The sequence below is a fragment of the Allobosea sp. genome, from assembly GCF_035999205.1.
GTDB lineage: Bacteria > Pseudomonadota > Alphaproteobacteria > Rhizobiales > Beijerinckiaceae > Allobosea.
In genome coordinates, this window is the sequence record NZ_DASYHA010000025.1 from 665152 (window position 1) to 683319 (window position 18168).

At 66.4% G+C, this 18168-nt stretch carries 15 protein-coding genes; 7 read left to right on the plus strand and 8 right to left on the minus strand.

The features are described 5' to 3' along the window. Nucleotide 1: 1 nt before the first annotated feature. From VGN82_RS18560 to VGN82_RS18575, 4 genes are all read right to left on the minus strand, one after another. Nucleotides 2-1393, minus strand: a complete 1392-nt coding sequence (locus VGN82_RS18560; protein WP_327528517.1) for an FAD-binding oxidoreductase — start codon at nucleotides 1391-1393, stop codon at nucleotides 2-4. Between the two features lies 1 nt (nucleotide 1394). After that, nucleotides 1395-2279 (minus strand): ABC transporter permease, encoded by an 885-nt coding sequence (locus VGN82_RS18565; protein ID WP_327528518.1) that lies wholly within the window; start codon nucleotides 2277-2279, stop codon nucleotides 1395-1397. After that, nucleotides 2276-3091 carry an ABC transporter ATP-binding protein gene (locus VGN82_RS18570; protein ID WP_327528519.1) on the minus strand — a complete coding sequence of 272 codons (816 nt, stop codon included), beginning with the start codon at nucleotides 3089-3091 and terminating at the stop codon, nucleotides 2276-2278. The genes VGN82_RS18565 and VGN82_RS18570 overlap by 4 nt, the downstream gene beginning before the upstream one ends. 109 nt (nucleotides 3092-3200) lie before the next feature. Continuing rightward, entirely contained in the window at nucleotides 3201-4226 is a 1026-nt protein-coding gene (locus VGN82_RS18575) for an ABC transporter substrate-binding protein (protein ID WP_327528520.1), read from the minus strand. Between the two features lie 210 nt (nucleotides 4227-4436). On the opposite strand from VGN82_RS18575, the gene VGN82_RS18580 reads away from it, so the two are divergent. Beyond that, on the plus strand, nucleotides 4437-5237 hold the full coding sequence (locus tag VGN82_RS18580) for a creatininase family protein (RefSeq protein ID WP_327528521.1): 801 nt from the start codon (nucleotides 4437-4439) through the stop codon (nucleotides 5235-5237). Here the strand turns inward: VGN82_RS18580 and VGN82_RS18585 are convergent. Further along, nucleotides 5234-6436, minus strand: coding sequence for a sensor domain-containing phosphodiesterase (locus tag VGN82_RS18585; protein ID WP_327528522.1), 1203 nt, complete (start codon nucleotides 6434-6436; stop codon nucleotides 5234-5236). The genes VGN82_RS18580 and VGN82_RS18585 overlap by 4 nt on opposite strands. A 256-nt stretch (nucleotides 6437-6692) precedes the next feature. Between VGN82_RS18585 and VGN82_RS18590 the strand changes: the two genes are divergently transcribed. After that, on the plus strand, nucleotides 6693-7442 hold the full coding sequence (locus VGN82_RS18590; RefSeq protein ID WP_327528523.1) for an MBL fold metallo-hydrolase: 750 nt from the start codon (nucleotides 6693-6695) through the stop codon (nucleotides 7440-7442). Nucleotides 7443-7449: 7 nt separating this feature from the next. Here VGN82_RS18590 and VGN82_RS18595 read toward each other — a convergent pair whose 3' ends face one another. The 3 genes from VGN82_RS18595 to otnK are packed head-to-tail and all read right to left on the minus strand — an operon-like array spanning nucleotide 7450 to nucleotide 11690. After that, nucleotides 7450-8979, minus strand: a complete 1530-nt coding sequence (locus VGN82_RS18595) for a malonate--CoA ligase (RefSeq protein ID WP_327528524.1) — start codon at nucleotides 8977-8979, stop codon at nucleotides 7450-7452. A gap of 39 nt (nucleotides 8980-9018) precedes the next feature. After that, nucleotides 9019-10377, minus strand: coding sequence for a malonyl-CoA decarboxylase (locus tag VGN82_RS18600; RefSeq protein WP_327528525.1), 1359 nt, complete (start codon nucleotides 10375-10377; stop codon nucleotides 9019-9021). Between the two features lie 47 nt (nucleotides 10378-10424). Beyond that, complete coding sequence (gene otnK / locus VGN82_RS18605; RefSeq protein ID WP_327528526.1) at nucleotides 10425-11690, minus strand: 3-oxo-tetronate kinase; 1266 nt, start codon at nucleotides 11688-11690, stop codon at nucleotides 10425-10427. A gap of 280 nt (nucleotides 11691-11970) precedes the next feature. Here otnK and VGN82_RS18610 point away from each other — a divergent pair, with 280 nt between their 5' ends. The 5 genes from VGN82_RS18610 (at nucleotide 11971) to VGN82_RS18630 (ending at nucleotide 18165) form a co-directional block, all read left to right on the plus strand. Next, nucleotides 11971-13476, plus strand: a complete 1506-nt coding sequence (locus tag VGN82_RS18610; protein WP_327528527.1) for an ABC transporter substrate-binding protein — start codon at nucleotides 11971-11973, stop codon at nucleotides 13474-13476. 148 nt (nucleotides 13477-13624) lie between these two features. Beyond that, nucleotides 13625-14569, plus strand: a complete 945-nt coding sequence (locus VGN82_RS18615) for an ABC transporter permease (RefSeq protein ID WP_327528528.1) — start codon at nucleotides 13625-13627, stop codon at nucleotides 14567-14569. After that, on the plus strand, nucleotides 14569-15453 hold the full coding sequence (locus VGN82_RS18620; protein ID WP_327528529.1) for an ABC transporter permease: 885 nt from the start codon (nucleotides 14569-14571) through the stop codon (nucleotides 15451-15453). Before VGN82_RS18615 ends, VGN82_RS18620 begins: the two co-directional genes overlap by 1 nt. Before the next feature lie 171 nt (nucleotides 15454-15624). Then, the gene (locus tag VGN82_RS18625) at nucleotides 15625-17424 is read left to right on the plus strand and encodes a gamma-glutamyltransferase family protein (RefSeq protein ID WP_327528530.1); all 1800 of its coding nucleotides are present in this window, start codon (nucleotides 15625-15627) and stop codon (nucleotides 17422-17424) included. A 12-nt stretch (nucleotides 17425-17436) separates the two neighbouring features. After that, nucleotides 17437-18165 (plus strand): DUF1028 domain-containing protein, encoded by a 729-nt coding sequence (locus tag VGN82_RS18630; RefSeq protein ID WP_327528531.1) that lies wholly within the window; start codon nucleotides 17437-17439, stop codon nucleotides 18163-18165. Nucleotides 18166-18168: the final 3 nt, after the last annotated feature.

The following is an 18168-nucleotide window of genomic DNA, read 5'->3' on the forward strand; positions in this document are numbered from 1 at the left end:
CTTACTTCGCCTGTTCCTGTGCGACGAAGCTCGCCATCTTCCCAGGGTTGAGCAGGCCGCGCGGATCGACTTCGCGCTTGAAGCCGAGCTGGTCGGCATCCGCCCGCTTGTGCCGGCTGCCCTCCTCCAGCGAGACGACATGGGGATTGGCGATGAATACGCCGGACGCCTCGTGCTGCGCGATGATCTCGTTCAGGCGCTCTGGCGTCGAATAGCGCAGAATCGGCAGCGCGCTTGCCGTGACCCGGCCACCGAAGCGGATGAACTCGTGATGCGGCAGCAGCTCGTCGCCATAGGTCGCGATCGTCTCACGGGCGCTGTCGACGAGGCGGTCATGCGGGAAAAGACACTGCAGATAGGTGATCGAGCGATCGCTCTTCAGCCATTGCAGCGTGGTGTGGTTCCAGGTGTATTCGTAGAGCGGCACCGTGCCGGGCCCTTCTTCCGAAGGAGCCTCGTAGGTGATCGTGCCACGCTTGCCGACGATCGCCTTGAACGGGCCAAGCGAGCCCTCGGCGACCATGCAGATCAGGATGCTCTTTCCTTCAGGGCAGTTCGGCTTCAGCGCACCGAAACGGGGCGTGATCTCCGATGAGATCGGCGTGACCAGCTTCTTGACGATGCCGTCGGCCAGCGCGACCTCGTAGCCGGCCTGGAAGGCTTCCATGTAGTCGTCGAAAGCGACGATCACGTCGATCCAGGGCCAGGCCGGCGCCAGCGGCATCTCGAGCGCCGTGATGATTCCCGTCGTGCCATAGGCGCGGTTGACCTTCTGCGCCGCGTCGTCGCGCAGCTCGATGATCCGCGGCTCCTCCTCGACCGTGACGATGCGCGCCGCCAGGATGTTGCCGGGCTCGCGCAGGCCGCCATAGGTCACCGAACCGACGCCGCCGGAACCGCCGGCGACGAAGCCGCCTACCGTCGCGCTACGCTTGGTCGAGGGATGCATGCGCTGCTCGAAGCCGGTTTCGCGCATCGCGACATCAACATCGAGCATGCGCGCACCGGCAGCCGTGCGGACGACGCCGGGCTTCTGCCATTCGATGGCGGTGAGCCCGGTGATGTCGAGCAGCACACCGCCTTCCAGCGGCACCGCCTGGCCGTAATTGCCGGTGCCCGCGGCCCGCACGGTCAGCGGTATGCGGCGCCTCGCGCAGGCCGCCGCGATGCGAACGACCTCGGCCTCGTCGCGCGGGGCCGCAATGATGTCCGCAGATTTGTCGGCGAGCTGCTGATTCAGGATCGGCGAATACCAGAAGAAGTCGCGCGAGCGCTTGCGCACAACCTGCGCCTCGTCGATCAGCGCGATGCCGTCGAGATCCTGCTTGAGCGCGGCGATGTCGTAGCGCGAGGGCTGGACAGGCCTCGGCCGGCGTTCCGGAACAGCGCTCATCTCAATTCTCCCGCTTCAGGGCGCTCTCGTGCCAGCGCCGCAACAGCACATGCGAAATCCAGCTCGTGACCAGGAAGATCGCGATGCCCGACAGCGAGATCATCAGCAGCGCGGCGAAGACGCGCGGGATCTTGAGCTGATAGCCAGCCTCGAGGATGCGATAGGCCAGCCCCGATGCGCTGCCGCCGGTGCCGGCGACGAACTCGGCGACCACCGCGCCGATCAGCGCGAGACCGCCGGAGATCTTCAACCCCGCCAGGAAATAGGGCAAGGCCGCCGGCAGCTTGAGATAACGCATGGTCTGCCAGCGGGTCGCGCCATAGAGCTGGAACAGGTTGACGAGGTTGTGGTCTGCCGAGTTGAGGCCGAGGATGGTGTTCGACAGGATTGGGAAGAAAGCGACAATCCAGGCGCAGATGAGCAGCGACAGGTTGACGTCGCCGGCCCAGATGATGATCAGCGGCGCGATCGCGACGATCGGCGTCACCTGCAGGATCACCGCATAGGGCAACAGCGACATCTCCAGCCACTTCGACTGGGTGAAGAGGACCGCCAGCGTAACGCCGACGATCACGGCCGCCGCCAGCGCCATGAAGGTGATCCGCAGCGTGATCCAGAGCGAGCCGGAAAGCGTGCCCCAGTCGGCCACCAGCGTCTGGCCGATCAGGAGCGGGCCGGGCAGGATATAGGGCGGGATCCCGTTCCAGCGCACGGCCAGTTCCCAGAGCGCCAGCGCCAGCACGCCGATTACGATCGGCGCGAGCAGGCGCGGCCAGGCGCTGGCCGGCAGGCCCAGCACCCGCCTCTCGGTCGCGAAGACCGGTCGCGCCTCGGCGTCGGTGCCGTCATGAGCCGGTGCGGGCGTGTCGAATGCGGGCGCGCTCATGAGCCGATCGCCTCCTTCAGCTTGCCCGAGACGACGCGGCAGAGATGTGCGTATTCGGGCGAGGTGCGGAACAGATCGTCGCGCGGATAAGGTGCGTCCACATCGAGATCTGCCATGACGCGCCCCGGACGTGCCGCCATCACCACGATCCGCTTCGAGAGATAGACCGACTCGAAGACCGAATGGGTGACGAAGACGGCCGTGAACTTCTCCTTCCACCACAGTTCGAGCAGATCGTCGTTGAGGCGATGGCGGGTGATTTCGTCGAGCGCGGCAAAGGGCTCGTCCATCAGCAGGATCTTGGGCCGCAGCACCAGCCCGCGCGCGATCGAGACGCGCATCTTCATGCCGCCCGAGAGTTCTCGGGGATAGGATTTCTCGAAGCCGGCCAGGCCGACCAGCGCCAGCATCGCGGCAGCGCGCTCGCGCGCCTCGCTCTTGCGGACGCCCTTCAGCGTCAGCGGCATCATGACGTTGGCGAGCGCCGTCGCCCAGGGCATCAGCGTCGGGTCCTGGAAGACGAAGCCGAGGTCGCGCTCCGGCTCGCCGCTCGCATCATGGCCGGTCGTCGGCCATTCGATCGTGCCCGCGGACGGCGCGCCGAGCCCCGCGATCATCCGCAGCAGCGTCGATTTTCCGCAGCCGGAGGGGCCGAGCAGCGAGATGAACTGCCCCTGCCCGAGATTGAGGTTCACGTCCCTGACGGCAAGCGTGCCGTTGCCGAACTGCTTCGAGACGTGGCGGATGCTGACGAGTGGCTTGCCGCCCTCGGCCGCATCCTCATGGGGTCTGCTCAGATAGGCCGTGTCCAAAGCCTGATGATCCGTTGTTTTCGATACTCAAACGTCGTTCTCGGGCCAGCCAAGCGCAGACCCGAGAATCTCGTGCAGAAGAGGCTCGGGCCGAGCCCGAGACGGGAGCTCAAGCCTTGCCGACGCCCTTGTTGATGAACTCCAGGCTATACGCCTTCTTGACATCGACCCCCGCGGGGAAGACGCCGGCATCGGTCATCGTCTTGTAGAAGCTCGCCCACCGCGCATCGGTCATGGCGCCGATGCCGAGCGTCAGGGCGTCGCCAGAAAGCACGATCCCCTTCTCGTTCATCACCTTGACCGCATAATCGATCTTCTCCTGATCCATGTCGGGATTGTCCTTCAGGATCTGCGCATTCGCGGCGGCGACGGCGGGGCCGCCCTTCATGTACTCGGCCCAACCCTCGAGCGTGGCGGTGACGAAGCGCTGGACCAGGTCCTTCTTCTCGTCGACCATCTTCCGGGAGATGTTGATCGTTGTGTTGTAGTTCTCGAAGCCGGCATCGGCGATGAGATGCACCAGCGGGGTCACGCCGCCCTGCTTCTGGATCGCGAAGGGCTCCGACGAGAGGAAGCCCTGCTGCGAGATCGTCTTGTCGGCCAGGAACGGCGCCATGTTGAAGGTGTAGGGCCGGATCTGCTCGTCGGTGTAGCCGAACTTCGCCTTCAGGAACGGCCAGTAGCTGTTGCGGCCGGCGGCTCCGACCAGGATCGGCTTGCCCTTGAGCGCGGCAAGCGAATCGTTGCCGACGCCGGGGTGCGAGATGATGACCTGCGGATCCTTCTGGAAGATCGAGGCGATGCAGAGGAAGGGGATGTCTTCCTGAGCGTAGCGGATCGCCTCGAAGGCGTTCGACATGATCATGTCGACGCGGCCACCGAGCAGGAGCTGCGAGGGGTTCTGCTGCGGCCCGCCCGGACGGATCTCGGCATCGATGCCGTACTTCTTGTAGATGCCGTTGGCGGCGGCGAGATAGAAGCCGCCGTGCTCGGCCTGGGCGCGCCAGTTGGTCTGGTAGGAGACCTTGTCGAGGGTCTGGGCGCTGACGCGAGCGCCGGGGACGGCCACCAACGCTGAGCCGCCGATCAGGCCGAGCGCCCCGCGGCGCGTCAGGCGATATTTCGTCATCGTCATGCTTGTGGCCTCCCTGTAGCTGTCCGGCGAACGCCTTCAGCCGCGAGCGAGCAACATGTATGCCATGTGCCGCAGGTCACCGAAACCGCAATGGGGTCGGCGCCCGGAGGGGATGGCGGCTTGCCCACAGGCGATCCGGCTGGAGCAGCATCAATTCCGACTGTCGATGCTCTAGGATGACGGCCACGACGATGCAGGGATCATGAGACGATGAGCGCGCGCTTCTGGGGCGATCTGAAGACCACCGACTTTTCCGGGCTTTCCGCCGACAGCACCATCGCGGTGCTGCCGCTGGCCGCGATCGAACAGCATGGCCCGCATCTGCCGGTCTCGGTCGATACGACGATCATGAACGCCATGCTGGCGGAGGCCATGCCGCTGGTGCCGGAGAGCCTCGACGTGCTGGTGCTGCCGACGCAGGCCATCTGCAAGTCGAACGAGCATCTGCATTCACCGGGGACGCTCACGCTCTCCTGGGAGAGCGCGACGCAGGGCTGGATCGAGATCGGCGAGAGCGTCAAGCGCGCCGGCCTGCGCAAGCTCGTGATCGTGACCTCGCATGGCGGCAATGTCGACCCGATGAAGGTCGTGGCGCGCGAACTGCGCGTTCGCCATGGCATGCTCGCCGTGACCACGGCCTGGCGCGCCTTCGGCCTGCCCCCTGGCGTCTTCGCCGACCTCGACGCCAACCACGGCATCCATGCCGGCGACATCGAGACCTCGCTGATGCTGCACTTCCGGCCCGACCTCGTCGATATGAGCAAGGCCGCGCCCTTCAACCCGCTGACAGTCGAGATGGCGACGGAGGGCTACAAATGGCTGCGCCCGACCGGGCTGCACGCGATGGCCTGGATGGCCCAGGACGTTCACGGCTCGGGCGCGGCCGGCGACGCTTCCCTCGCCACGGCGGAGAAGGGCAAGGCGACCGCCGCGCTGCAGGTAAAGGGCTTTGTCGAGCTGCTCGCCGATGTGGCGCGCTTCCAGCTGGCCCGGCTGCACAAGGCGGGCTAGCAGCGAGGCGGCTTCAGGCCCAGATCGGCTAGGAGTTCCCGCAAAGCCCGGGGTCTGCCCAGGAAATAGCCCTGCGCCTTGTCGAATTTCAGGCTGCGCAGGGCGTCGAACTCGGCCTGGGTCTCGACGCCTTCGGCGACGACCTCGGTTCCGGTTCGCCTGGCGAACTCGACCAGCGCCGCCGCCATGGCCTTGCGAACCGGGTCGCTGTCGACGTTGCGGGTCAGGCTGACGTCGAATTTGATGACGTCAGGCCGCATCGCGAGAATGTGCCTGAGGCTGGAGTAACCGGCGCCCGCATCGTCGATGGCGACGCGGATGCCCATCTGCCGCAGCGGCGCAAGCGCATGCAGGATTGCGTCGTAGTCCTCGATCGGCGTGTGCTCGGTGATCTCGATGACGATGCGCTGCGGATCGAAGCCGGAGAGCGCCTCCGCGACATTGCCGCCAATCAGTGTCAGCGGCGAGATGTTGATGCCGATCACATGGTCGGCGGGCAGCGCGGCTGCGGCTTCGAGCGCCTTGCGCACCGCCAGCAGCTCCAGCAGTTCGCCCATGCCGACGGCATGCGCGCTGGCGAACCACTTGTCCGGGGAACGCACTGGTTCCTGATCGAAGCGGGCCAGGCATTCCACGCCGGCCACCGACAGGTCCGTCAACCTGACGATCGGCTGGAAGACGATGTGCGGGTCGCCGGCCTCGATGGCGGCGTCGATGCGCTCGATCGTCTCCCTGCGCTCGCGATCCGCCTTGAGATCGACCGCGATGTCGTTCGCCACAACCCGGCCGAACGTGCGCAGCATCTCAAGATCGCGCTCCTTCAGATCGAGATTGGCTGCATGGCTGAAGCAACAGAAGGTGCCGAAGACGTGCCCGTCATCTAGCCCGATCGGCACGCTGAGATGAGCTCCGATCGGGATCGACTGCGTCTCGGGAATTTGCCGCGCGAAGGCGACCGCGTCGGTATCGGGGATCAGTTCCGGCAACCGGCCGGAGACGACATGCTGACAATAGCCTGCCGCCATCGGGATGACGTCGCCGGCCTTGAGCGGGAAGTTCCGGCTGGTGGAATCGACGTTCCTGAAGATCCGGTTCTTGCCGAGGAATTCGGACACGAAGGCGACGTCCATCTTGAGATGGCTGCGTACGGCCTGGAGGATTCTGTCGATGTTCTGAGCCACATGGGGCGAAATCGTCATCGGCGCTCTGTCCGATACGATTCCCAGTTCAGCCATAGTCCCTTCCCCCACGCACGGCCCGCCGAAGCGATTCACCGGGCGATCTCACCTCAAAGAACGCATCGTTTCAACAATGCACCGCGTCGACATGACGTTTCGGCACGGAATGGACGGAATGAAACGCCACGCGCGCGAGCGGCAATGTCCACAATTTCGAATTGGTGCGGTGACGGGAGGAATCGCAAGATCGCACACCCCTCGAGAGATCGACACGAATATGCAACTCCAGCTCGTCCGCAACGCCACACTCAAGCTGCGCTATGCCGGCATGACGTTCCTGATCGATCCCGATTTCGGCGAACGGTTCAGCCGCCGCTCGTTCACCGGCCGCGCGCCGAACCCGATGGTGCCGCTGCCATCGCCGGTCGAGGAGATCGTCGCCGGTGTCGACCTCGTCATCGTCTCGCATCTGCACGCCGATCATTTTGACGACGTCGCCAAGGCCAGCTTGCCCAAGGACGTCCCCCTGATCTGCCAACCAGGGAATGAGCTGGCCATCCGATCCTCGGGGTTCGGGTCGGTTACGCCGCTTGAAGCGCCACTGCGCCTCGGCACGATCGTCATCGAGCCGCAGCCGGCCCAGCACGGCACCGGATCGGTGGTCGAGACGATGGGGCCGGTCATGGGCTTCAGCCTGCAGGCCGCAGGCGAGCCGACGCTCTACTGGTGCGGGGACAGCGTGCTCTACCCGCCGCTCGCCGCAGCGGTCGCCGCCGCCGATCCGGACGTCATCGTGACGCATTCGGGCGGCGCGCTCTGGGACGGCACGCTGATCATCATGGACGCACAGCAGACCGTCGATCTCGCGCGCGCGGCGCCGCGCGCCACGGTGGTCGCGACGCATCTGGAAGCGCTCGACCATTGCACGGTCAGCCGAGACGCGCTGCGCGACCACGCTGCAAAGGCCGGCATCGGCCCCGATCGTCTGAGGATTCCCCTGGACGGCGAGGTCGTGACGATCGGCTGAAGGCCGCCTACTCCCCCGCCTTCATCCGCGGCGCGTAGATATCCTTGTAGGTGTCGCGCAGCAGGTTCTTCTGGACCTTGCCCATGGTGTTGCGCGGCAGGTCCGGCACGATGAAGACCTGCTTGGGCAGCTTGAATTTGGCAAGGCGCTGCTCAAGCGAAGCAGCGATCGACTGCGCGGTGATCGTCGCACCGGGCTTCACCACCACGACGGCGGTGACGCCCTCGCCAAAATCGGGATGCGGGCAGCCGATCACGGCGCTCTCGATCACGCCCGGCATCTCGTCGATCTCGGTCTCGACCTCCTTGGGATAGACGTTGTAGCCACCGGTGATGATGAGGTCCTTGCCGCGCCCGACGATGTGGACATAGCCGGCACCATCGATCTTGCCGAGGTCGCCGGTGATGAAGAAGCCGTCCGGCTTGAACTCGGCGGCCGTCTTCTCGGGATTGCGCCAATAGCCCTTGAAGACGTTGGGGCCCTTCACCTCGATCATGCCGATCTCGTCGGCGCCGAGCGCCTTGCCGCTCTCGGGATCAACGACGCGCGCCGACACACCCGGCAGCGGGAAGCCGACCGTGCCCGCGACACGCTCGCCCTCATAGGGGTTCGAGGTGTTCATGTTGGTCTCGGTCATGCCGTAGCGCTCGAGGATGGCGTGGCCGGTGCGCTCGCGCCAGTCGCGATGCGTGTCGGCCAGCAGCGGCGCCGAGCCGGAGACGAAGAGCCGCATGTGCCTCGTCGCCTCCTTCGTCAGCCGCGCATCCTGGAGAAGGCGGACATAGAAGGTCGGCACGCCCATCATGCAGGTCGCCTGGGGCAGATACTTGAAGATTTGCTCCGGATCGAATTTCGGCAGCAGGATCAGCGAGGCGCCGGAGAACAGCACGCAGTTCGTCGCGACGAAGAGCCCGTGGGTGTGGAAGATCGGCAGCGCGTGCAGCAGCACGTCATCCTTCGAGAAGCGCCAGTAATCGACCAGCGCCAGCGCGTTCGAGGCGAGGTTGTCATGCGACAGCATTGCGCCCTTGGAGCGCCCGGTCGTGCCGGAGGTGTAGAGGATCGCGGCAAGGTCGTCCGGACCGCGCGCGACATCGGCGAAAGCGGTCGAGGCAGCCTGCGCCTTGTCGAGAAGCGAGCCGGTCCCGACGCCAAGCGTCTCGAGCTTCGCGCCCGCCTTCTCGGCGTACGGCTTCAGCGCCTCTGCCTTCGCGGGGTCGCAGACGAAGATGCCAGGTTCGGCGTCGCCGAGAAAATACTCGATCTCGGCTGGGGTATAGGCAGTGTTCAGCGGCAGGAAGATCGCGCCGGCGCGGACAGCGCCAAGGTAGAGCATCAGCGCCTCGATCGACTTCTCGACCTGAACAGCGACGCGATCGCCCGGCTTCACGCCCAGCGAAACCAGCGCGTTGGCGAAGCGGGCCGAGGCATCGACCATGTCGGCATAGGAATAGCGCCGGCCGTCATCGAGCAGCGCGAAGGGCGCGTCGGGCGCCGGCATGCGCGAGCGAACGAGGTCGAACAGGTGATTGCCCATGATTTCGGGTCCTTTCAGGCGTTTCCGTGAGCCGTTCGCTCAGGCTGTCGCCGGCCGCAGCAGCTTGCGCACGCCGGAGGAGGCGACCACCGTGTTGCGGGTGGCGAAGGCCTCGTGGTTAGTCTCGATGTCGTCGAGATCGTAGCGGTAATTGACCATCACGCCATGCGACTCGCGCAGGCCCCGCGCCGACATGTTGCCGGCGACGTTGATGCGCTCGAGCCGCGCCCCATTGCCGAGATGGAAGCGGGCGACCGGGTCGATGACACGGCCGGAATTGGTGCGGGCGCGCAGCAGATATTGTGCCGCCATCTGGCCGAGCAGCTTGTCGCGGCGGGCCTTGGCCGGCGCGTCGAGCGAGATCGCCTCGACGGCCGGGCGGCCGATCTCCGAACGTTCCTCATTCGTGAGCGCGAGCTCGGCCGGATCGGCGACGATGCCGTCCAGCCAGCGCGCAAAGCCCGGCACGGGCGAGAGCGTGACGAAGGTGTCGAGCCCCGGCAATTCGCGCTTCAAATCTTCCGCGACCTGCTTGATCAGGAAGTTGCCGAAAGAGATGCCGCGCAGTCCCTCCTGGCAGTTCGAGATCGAATAGAACACCGCCGTCGTTGCCGCCTGGGCAGGCAGCACCTCGCGCTCTCCACTCAGCACCTCGCCGATGCTGCGCGGAATCTCGCTGGTCAGAGCGACCTCGACGAAGATCAGCGGCTCATCGATCAGTTGCGGATGGAAAAAGGCGAAGCAGCGCCGGTCGGCCGGCTCGAGCCGGCGGCGCAGATCGTCCCAGCCCTGGATTTCGTGCACCGCCTCGTAGCGGATGATCTTCTCCAGCACGTTGGCGGGGCTGCGCCAGTCGATGCGGCGCAGGACGAGGAAGCCGCGATTGAACCACGAGCTGAACAGGTGGCGGAAATCGGCGTCGACGCTGATCAGATCGCGGTCGCTCTCCATCGCCTCGAACAGCGCCTCGCGCATACGCACGAGCACATGGGTGCCGCCTGGCGCGAGATTGAGCCGGCGCAGAAGCTCCTGCCGGCGGGGCTCAGAAGCCAGATGCAGGGCCGAGATGGCGGCCGCGCTCGGATCCTTGCGATAGGCGTCGATCGCCTTGCCGAGCCGGTCATGATCCGGCCCGAAGCGTTCCTGCAGCATCGCGAAGAAAGCCTGGCGGCCCGGCCGGTCCAAGCGCTCCCAGGCCTCGAGCACCCCCTGCGCCAGCGCCATGCCCGAAGCCTCGCCACGGCCGGAGAGCAGATCCTCGCAGAGGCGGTCGATCGGCCGGTTGCGCTGTCCCATGAAGCGCTCGAAGCCGATCAGCGCCCGGCCGCGGCCAGCCACATTGGTCAACAGATCGCCGAGAAACGCCATGTCCATCCGGCCCTCCAGGAGATGCATCATGCCCTGCCGGACATCCTACACAAGCCCGGCCTTGGTCGCACGGCGCTTCAGCGCAGCAGGGTCCATGCCTTGATGAAGAAGTCGGGTGCACCGAAATTGCCCGATTTGAGAGCAATCACCATGTCCTGACCATCGGCGACGCGCGTCCAGGGCACGCCCGGATCGATCTCCGGGCCGATCTCGAGCATGCCGATGCCGAGCCCCTGCACGACCGCGCCCGACGTCTCGCCGCCCGCCACCAGAAGGCGCGATACGCCCTTCTTCGCCAACAGAGCGGCCGTCTGGGCGAAGGCGTGCTCGACCGTCTCGCCCGCCTTCTCGCGGCCGAGCTTGTCCTGAATGGCCGCGACCTCCATGGGATCGTCGCTGGAATAGAGCAGGAAGGGCTTGTCGGGAGACTGCGCGAGCGCCCATGCGGCGAGCTTGCCGGCGTCCTGCTCGCCCGACACCAGGGCCATCGGATCGACCTTGAGCGCCGGATAGCCAGCCGCGGTGGCAGCCTTGATCTGCCCGCGCGTCGCGGTCGAGCAACTGCCGGAGATGATGCCGGCACGCCCCTCGGGCGCGTTCAGGCTCGCGGCGATCTCACGATCCGGCAGCAGGCCGGCCTTGCGGAAGTTCTGCGGCAGTCCCATCGCGATGCCGGAGCCGCCGGTCAGCAGCACATGGCCGGCGACCGCCTCGCCCAGCACCATGAGGTCGGCATTGGTCAGCGCATCGGTGACGACGTAACGCACGCCCTCCCCGGTCAGTTTGGCGAAACGCGCCTTCACCGCGTCGGCCCCGGCGAGGACGGTCGCGTAATCGACGAGCCCGACCGCCGCCTTGGTCTGGCCGCCCATGAGGCGCAGCAGGCTGGAATCCCGCATCGGCGTCAGCGGGTGGTCCTTCATCGAGCTCTCATGGAGCGGCACGGCGCCGACGAAGAGGTAGCCCTGGTAGATCGAGCGGCCATTCGCCGGAAAAGCCGGGCAGACGATGGCGATGCCGGCGCCCAGCCGCTGCGCCAAGGCGTCGGCAACCGGGCCGATGTTGCCGGATGGCGTCGAATCGAAGGTCGAGCAGTATTTGAACAGGATCTGCTTCGCGCCGGCAGCCAGAAGCGCCTCGCAGGCGGCCAGCGAATCCGCCACGGCCTCCGTCACCGGGTTCGTCCGCGACTTCAGCGCTACGACGACGGCATCCGCCTCCGGCAGTGCCTGCCCCGGACGTGGAGCGCCGATGAGCTGGACCGTCCGCATGCCGCTCCGGTTTAGCATCAACGCGACATCCGTCGCGCCCGTCATGTCGTCGGCAATCACACCCAGCAGCATCGAGGCACTCCCTTCCCGCGCCTCACATGAGCGCTTGGATCCCTGTGGTCTTGTAGCCAGCCGCCGCCGTCAAGGCGACCGAGGCTCGTGCATGGCCCTGCCGCGATCCGGCTTCGCGGCTGGCAGCCGACTTGCATGCAGATGCGCACCGCTACGGCATGCAGGAAGAAGTGGACGCCGGCATAATCCTCCATCGACGCCACGTCGATTTTGCATCAGGCTGGTACCAATCGGGACGATCCTCCGCGATCGTCACCGCAATCACAAAAGGGGACATCCGATGAAGCTGCTTACCGTCCTGGCCTCGGCCACGTTCCTGTCGCTGGCCGCATTGCCCGCGGTCGCGCAGGCTCCATCGACCCTGCGCATCGGCCTGCAGGAAGACCCGGACATGCTCGATCCGCACAAGGCACGCACCTTCGTCGGCCGCATTGTCTTCAAGGGGCTTTGCGACAAGCTGCTCGACATCACCCCGGATTTGAAACTCACGCCCCGGCTGGCAACCGAGTGGTCGTTCTCGGCCGACGGGCTGACGCTCACCATGAAACTGCGCACCGACGCCAAGTTCCACGATGGTGAGCCCTTCAATGCCGAGGCTGCCAAGGCCAATCTCGAACGCGCCCGCACCCTGCCCGATTCACTGCGCAAGTCCGAACTCGCCTCAGTCGACAGCGTCGAGGCTCCGGATGCCTCCACACTCGTCCTGAAGCTCAAGCGCCCCGATGCGACGCTTCTGGCGCAGCTTACCGACCGGGCCGGCATGATGCTGGCCCCGAAGAGCCTCGCGAGCGACGTCGCAGCCAAGCCGGTCTGCTCGGGTCCCTACAAGTTCGTCGAGCGGGTCCAGAACGACCGCATCGTGCTGGAGCGCTTCAAGGAGCACTGGGAGGCGCAGAACTATCATTTCGATCGGGTGCTCTACCGCTCGATTCCCGACACCACCGTGCGCCTCGCCAATCTGCGTGCCGGCGAGCTCGACATGATCGAGCGGCTGGCGGCGACGGACGTGAAGTCCGCGCAGGCCGACAAGACCCTCAAGGTCGAGCCGATGCCCAATCTCGGCTATCAGGGCATCACCGTGAACACCGCCCATGGGGAGGCCGCCAACCAGCCGATGGGCAAGGACAAGCGTGTGCGGCAGGCGCTCTCGCTGTCGATCGACCGCAAGGTGCTCACACAGGTCGTGTTCGACGGGCTCTACGCGCCGGTCGTGCAGCCCTTCCCGCCGACCAGCCCCTATGTCAGCGCGGCCTTCCCAGTGCCGGCACGCGATGTCGCGAAGGCCAAGGCCCTGCTCAAGGAAGCAGGACACAGCAAGGTCTCGGTTGAGGTCTTCATCACCAACAACCCCGTCCACGCCCAGATCGGCCAGGTGATCCAGGCCATGGCCGCGGAGGCCGGCATCGACGTCCAGATCAAGTCGACCGAGTTCGCCAGCCAGCTGCGCGACCAGCAGCAGGGCAAGTTCCAGCTCAGCCGCGTCGGCTGGTCCGGCCGCAGCGACCCGGACGGGAACCTGCACCAGTTCGTCACCACCAAGGGCAACCAGAACGACGGCAAGTATTCCAATGCCGAGGTCGACCGCCTGCTCGATCAGGCACGGACGATCTACGATCCCGCCGAGCGCAAGAAGCTCTACGACGCCGCGCAGGTGATCCTGCAGGACGAGCTGCCGTTGATCTACCTGTACAACGAGACGGTCTTCTTCGCGATGCGCTCGAACATCAGCGGCTTCGTGATCAGCCCGGACGGCATGATCCGGCTGGCCGGGATGAAGCGCTCTTGAAGCACCGGCTTCTCCTGGCTCCGACGATGGCCTCATTCCGGGCGGCCGAAGGTCGACCCGGAATCCATCGGGAGCCACTGAGTTCAATGATGGATCCCGGATCTCCGCTTCGCCGTGTCCGGGGCGCCGACGTGTTTCCGAGGTTGCCATGCTCGCCCTGATCGGCCGTCGGGCCCTGATCGCCCTGCCGACGCTGTTTTTGGTATCGCTCTTCGTGTTCGCCCTGCAGCGCGCGCTGCCGGGCGATCCGTTTCTGGTCATCGCCGGCGAGGAACGCGATCCCGAAGTGATCGCACGGCTGCGCGAGATCTACCGGATGGACGACCCGATCGTGGTCCAGTTCTTCGCCTGGCTCGGGCAGGTCGTGCAGGGCGATTTCGGCCGCTCGCTGCGGACGGGAGAGCCGGTGCTCGCGCTGATCCTGCAGAAGCTGCCGGTGACGCTGCAACTCGCGATCGCATCGATCATCGTCGCCATCGGCATCGGCATCCCCGCCGGTATCCTTGCGGCCCGACGCAAGGATACGATCATTGACTATTCGACGAGCGCCCTGGCGCTGTCGGGGCTTTCGATCCCGAATTTCTGGCTCGGGATCATGCTGATCCTGGTCATCTCGGTCGAACTGAAATGGCTGCCGGCCTCGGGCTATGAGCCTTTCTTCAGCGACCCGAAGGGGGCGATCGAGCGGCTGATCATGCCAGCGTTCGTCCTGGGCTCGGGGCTTGCCGCCTTCCTGATGCGGCACACCCGCTCGGCCATGCTCGAGGTGCTGAGGTCGGATTATGTCCGTACCGCTCGCGCGAAGGGGCTCGACGAGGATGCGGTGGTGAACCGGCACGCACTGCGCAACGCACTGGTGCCGATCATCACGCTGACGACGATCCTCTTCGGGGAATTGCTCGCCGGCGCCGTCCTGACCGAACAGATCTTCACGATACCCGGCTTCGGCAAGCTGATCGTCGACGCGGTCTTCAACCGCGACTACGGCGTGGTGCAAGGCGTGGTGCTGTGCACGGCGATCGGCTTCATCTTGATGAACCTGCTGGCCGATGTGCTCTACATCCTCGTCAATCCGCGTTTGAGGGTTCAGTGATGGCGGCAACGGGATCAGGAGCCCTGACCGGGCCGGCCGAACCGACCCTCCGTTCGCGGCCCAGCGTTCTGGCGCGGCTTCTCCGAAACCGCTCCGCGCTGATCGGCGGCGCGATCGTGCTCGTCTTCGTGCTGATGGCGGTGCTCGCGCCGATGCTGCCGCTGGCCGATCCGATCAAGTCCAACTTCCTCGCCATCCGCAAGCCGCCCTCGGAGCTCTACTGGTTCGGCACGGACGAACTCGGGCGAGACCAGCTGTCGCGGCTCTTCTTCGGCGCGCAGGCCTCACTGCTGGCGGGCATCATCTCGGTGCTGATCGCGCTCGCGATCGGCGTTCCGTTCGGGCTGCTCGCCGGCTGGTATGGCGGCTGGGTGGACGCCTCGGTCTCGCGCGTCACCGAGGCCATGCTCGCCTGCCCCTTCCTGATCCTGGCGATCGCCTTCGCCGCCGTGCTCGGCCCGTCGCTGACGAACGCGATGATCGCGATCGGCCTCTCGGCGGTGCCGATCTTCGTGCGGCTCGTGCGCGGGCAGGTGCTCAGCGTCAAGGCCGAGGATTTCGTCGAGGGCGCGCGGGCCGTCGGCGCGCGCGACCTCAGGATCGTCCTCCGCCACATCCTGCCCAACATCCTGTCGCCGATCGTCGTGCAGTCGACGCTGTTCATGGCTCAGGCGATCATTCTCGAGGCGGCACTGTCCTTCCTCGGCCTCGGTCAGCAGCCGCCAGCCCCCTCCTGGGGCCAGATGCTGAACGTCGCCAAGAACTTCATGGACCAGGCGCCTTGGATGTCGATCGCGCCCGGCATCTGCATCTTCCTCGCCGTGCTCGGCTTCAACCTTCTCGGCGACGGCCTGCGCGATGTTCTGGACCCGAAGGAGAGTTGAACTGCTCCTGTCGCGCGCCGGTCATTCCGGAGGCAACGCAACGGAGTGCCGAAATCCGTCGTAGAGTTCGGTGTCCTTCCGAAGGCTTCGGGGTCGGCGTTGCCATGCAGCCTGCCTGGATTGCCGGCCCTTTCTCGTTCCCAGCCCTGCTGGCCCAAGGAATACCGCCTCATGTTCACCACCCGCCCGGAAATTCTCGGCACCTTCGGTGTCTGCACCTCGACGCATTGGCTCGCCACGGCGACGGGCATGGCCATGCTGGAGAAGGGCGGCAACGCCTTTGACGCCTGCGCGGCCGCCGCCTTCGTGCTGCAGGTCGTCGAACCGCATCTCGTCGGGCCCGCAGGAGAAATGCCGGCAGTGTTCTATTCGGCGGCAACGAAGAAGGTCGAGGTCATCTGCGGGCAAGGCACCGCGCCGCAGGCGGCGACCAGCGAGGCCTTCAAGGCGCTCGGCCTTGACCTCGTGCCCGGCTCCGGCCTGCTCACCGCCGTCGTGCCGGGCGCCTTCGGCGGCTGGATGACCCTGCTGCGCGACCATGGCCGCCTGCCGCTGCGCGAGGTGCTCGAACCCGCGATCGGCTACTTCGAGAACGGCCATCCGATGCTGCCGCGTGTCTCGGATACGATCGCCGGCCTGACCGACCTCTTCACCGATGAATGGCCGACCTCGGGCGAGGTCTACCTGCCGGGCGGGCAGGTGCCCAAGGCCAAGGCCCTGTTTAGGAACCAGGCGGCTGCCGACACCTACAAGCGCATCCTCGCCGAGGCTGAGGCCGCCGGCGGCAGCCGCGAGAAGCAGATCCAGGCGGCTTACGACGCCTGGTACAAGGGCTTCGTCGCCGAGGCCATCGATACGTTCTGCCGCACGACGGAGGCGATCGATTCCTCCGGGCGCCGTCACAAGGGGCTGCTGACCGCCGACGACATGGCGCGCTGGCAGCCAACCTATGAGACGCCGGCCAGCGTGACCTATCACGGCTGGGAGATCTTCAAGATCGGCCCCTGGGGCCAGGGCCCGGTTTTCCTGCAGACGCTGAAGATCCTGGAAGGCATCGACATCGCCGGAATGGGCCCCGACAGCGCGGCCTTCGTGCATCATGTCGCCGAGGCGATGAAGCTCGCCTTCGCCGACCGCGAAGCCTATTACGGCGACCCGGATTTCGTGAAGGTGCCACTGGCGACGCTGCTCTCTGAAGATTATGCGCGCGGGCGGCGCAACCTGATCAGCGACAAGGCCTCGCACGAATTGCGACCGGGCGTGATCCCCGGCTTCGAAGACCAGGTCGCCCGCGCCATGGCTGGGGTGCGCTATGCCGGCCAGGCAGGTGCGGGCGGCGCCACGGTCGGCGAACCGACGATGGCCTCGATGGTCGCGGCCGGCCGGCGTGGCGACACCGTCCATATCGACGTCATCGACAAGTGGGGCAACATGATCGCGGCGACGCCCTCGGGCGGCTGGCTGCAGTCCTCGCCGGTGATCCCCGCGCTCGGCTTCCCGCTCAACTCGCGGGCCCAGGCCTTCTTCCTTGAGGAGGGGCTGCCCTCCTCGCTCGCCCCCTTCAAGCGTCCGCGCACGACGCTGACGCCGTCGCTCGCCTTCGAGAACGGCGAGCCGCGCCTCGTCTTCGGCACCCCGGGCGGAGACCAGCAGGAGCAGTGGCAGCTCGGGCTGTTCCTGCGCCGGGTGCACCATGGCCTGAACCTTCAGGAAGCGATCGACCTGCCGCTGTTCCACACCCAGCATTTCCCCTCGACCTTCTACCCGCGCGAAGCCAAGCCCGGGCATCTGGCGGTGGAGGAAAGCATCGGCGAGGCGGTCCTGACCAATCTCGTCGCGCGCGGCCACGCGCTGGAACGCTCCCCGGCCTGGACGATCGGCCGCCTCACCGCGGCCGAGAAGAGCCCCGACGGCCTCTTGCGTGCGGCCGCGACGCCGCGTCTGATGCAAGCCTATGCCGCCGGCCGCTGAAGGATCGATCGCATGACCTGGTCCATCGTCGCGCGCGACGCCGCCACCGGAGCCTATGGTGTCGCCGTCTCGACCTGCGCTTTCGCGGTCGGCTCGCGCGTGCCCTATGGCGGCGGGCGCATCGGCGCGATCGCTACGCAGGCTTTCGTCAACCCGCTTTTCGGCATCGACGGCTACCGGCTGCTCCAGGAAGGGCGCTCAGCGGTCGAGATCGTCGCGACGCTGGTCGCAGCTGATGAAGGCCGGGCGCATCGCCAGCTGCATGTCATCGACCGCGAGGGCCGGATCGCGGCCTATACCGGCGCGGCCTGCATCGAATGGGCCGGGGCCGTGGACGGACCGCAGGTCTCGGTCGCCGGCAACATGCTCACCGGCCCGGAGGTGGTCGAGCAGACGCTGAAAGCCTACATCGCAGCCTCGGCGCTCGATTTCGACGAGCGGCTGCTGGTCGCCCTCGAAGCCGGCGAGAAGGCCGGGGGCGATAAGCGTGGCCGGCAATCGGCTGCGATCCGCATCTGGTCGGGCGAGCCTGTGCCGAGTTTCGACATCCGCGTCGACGACCATCCCGATCCGCTGGCGGAACTGCGCCGGCTGTGGCGCGTCGCGCACCAGCGCTACGTCCCGTTCCAACAGGCCTCGCCCTCGCGGGGGCGGCCGGCGGGCGTGACGGACCGGGACGAGCTGGACCGGCTCTGTACGGAGTATGCAGCCGCCTGGAACGCACGCCATCCGGAGGTGTGACCG

Coding starts and splice junctions, on each gene's coding strand:
- VGN82_RS18590 (WP_327528523.1), top strand. CDS start 6,693: ATGCAACTCCAGCTCGTCCGCAACGCCACACTCAAGCTGCGCTATGCC.
- VGN82_RS18610 (WP_327528527.1), top strand. CDS start 11,971: ATGAAGCTGCTTACCGTCCTGGCCTCGGCCACGTTCCTGTCGCTGGCC.
- otnK (WP_327528526.1), bottom strand. CDS start 11,690: ATGCTGCTGGGTGTGATTGCCGACGACATGACGGGCGCGACGGATGTC.
- VGN82_RS18600 (WP_327528525.1), bottom strand. CDS start 10,377: ATGATGCATCTCCTGGAGGGCCGGATGGACATGGCGTTTCTCGGCGAT.
- VGN82_RS18575 (WP_327528520.1), bottom strand. CDS start 4,226: ATGACGATGACGAAATATCGCCTGACGCGCCGCGGGGCGCTCGGCCTG.
- VGN82_RS18565 (WP_327528518.1), bottom strand. CDS start 2,279: ATGAGCGCGCCCGCATTCGACACGCCCGCACCGGCTCATGACGGCACC.
- VGN82_RS18630 (WP_327528531.1), top strand. CDS start 17,437: ATGACCTGGTCCATCGTCGCGCGCGACGCCGCCACCGGAGCCTATGGT.
- VGN82_RS18585 (WP_327528522.1), bottom strand. CDS start 6,436: ATGACGATTTCGCCCCATGTGGCTCAGAACATCGACAGAATCCTCCAG.
- VGN82_RS18580 (WP_327528521.1), top strand. CDS start 4,437: ATGAGCGCGCGCTTCTGGGGCGATCTGAAGACCACCGACTTTTCCGGG.
- VGN82_RS18620 (WP_327528529.1), top strand. CDS start 14,569: ATGGCGGCAACGGGATCAGGAGCCCTGACCGGGCCGGCCGAACCGACC.
- VGN82_RS18615 (WP_327528528.1), top strand. CDS start 13,625: ATGCTCGCCCTGATCGGCCGTCGGGCCCTGATCGCCCTGCCGACGCTG.
- VGN82_RS18595 (WP_327528524.1), bottom strand. CDS start 8,979: ATGGGCAATCACCTGTTCGACCTCGTTCGCTCGCGCATGCCGGCGCCC.
- VGN82_RS18560 (WP_327528517.1), bottom strand. CDS start 1,393: ATGAGCGCTGTTCCGGAACGCCGGCCGAGGCCTGTCCAGCCCTCGCGC.
- VGN82_RS18625 (WP_327528530.1), top strand. CDS start 15,625: ATGTTCACCACCCGCCCGGAAATTCTCGGCACCTTCGGTGTCTGCACC.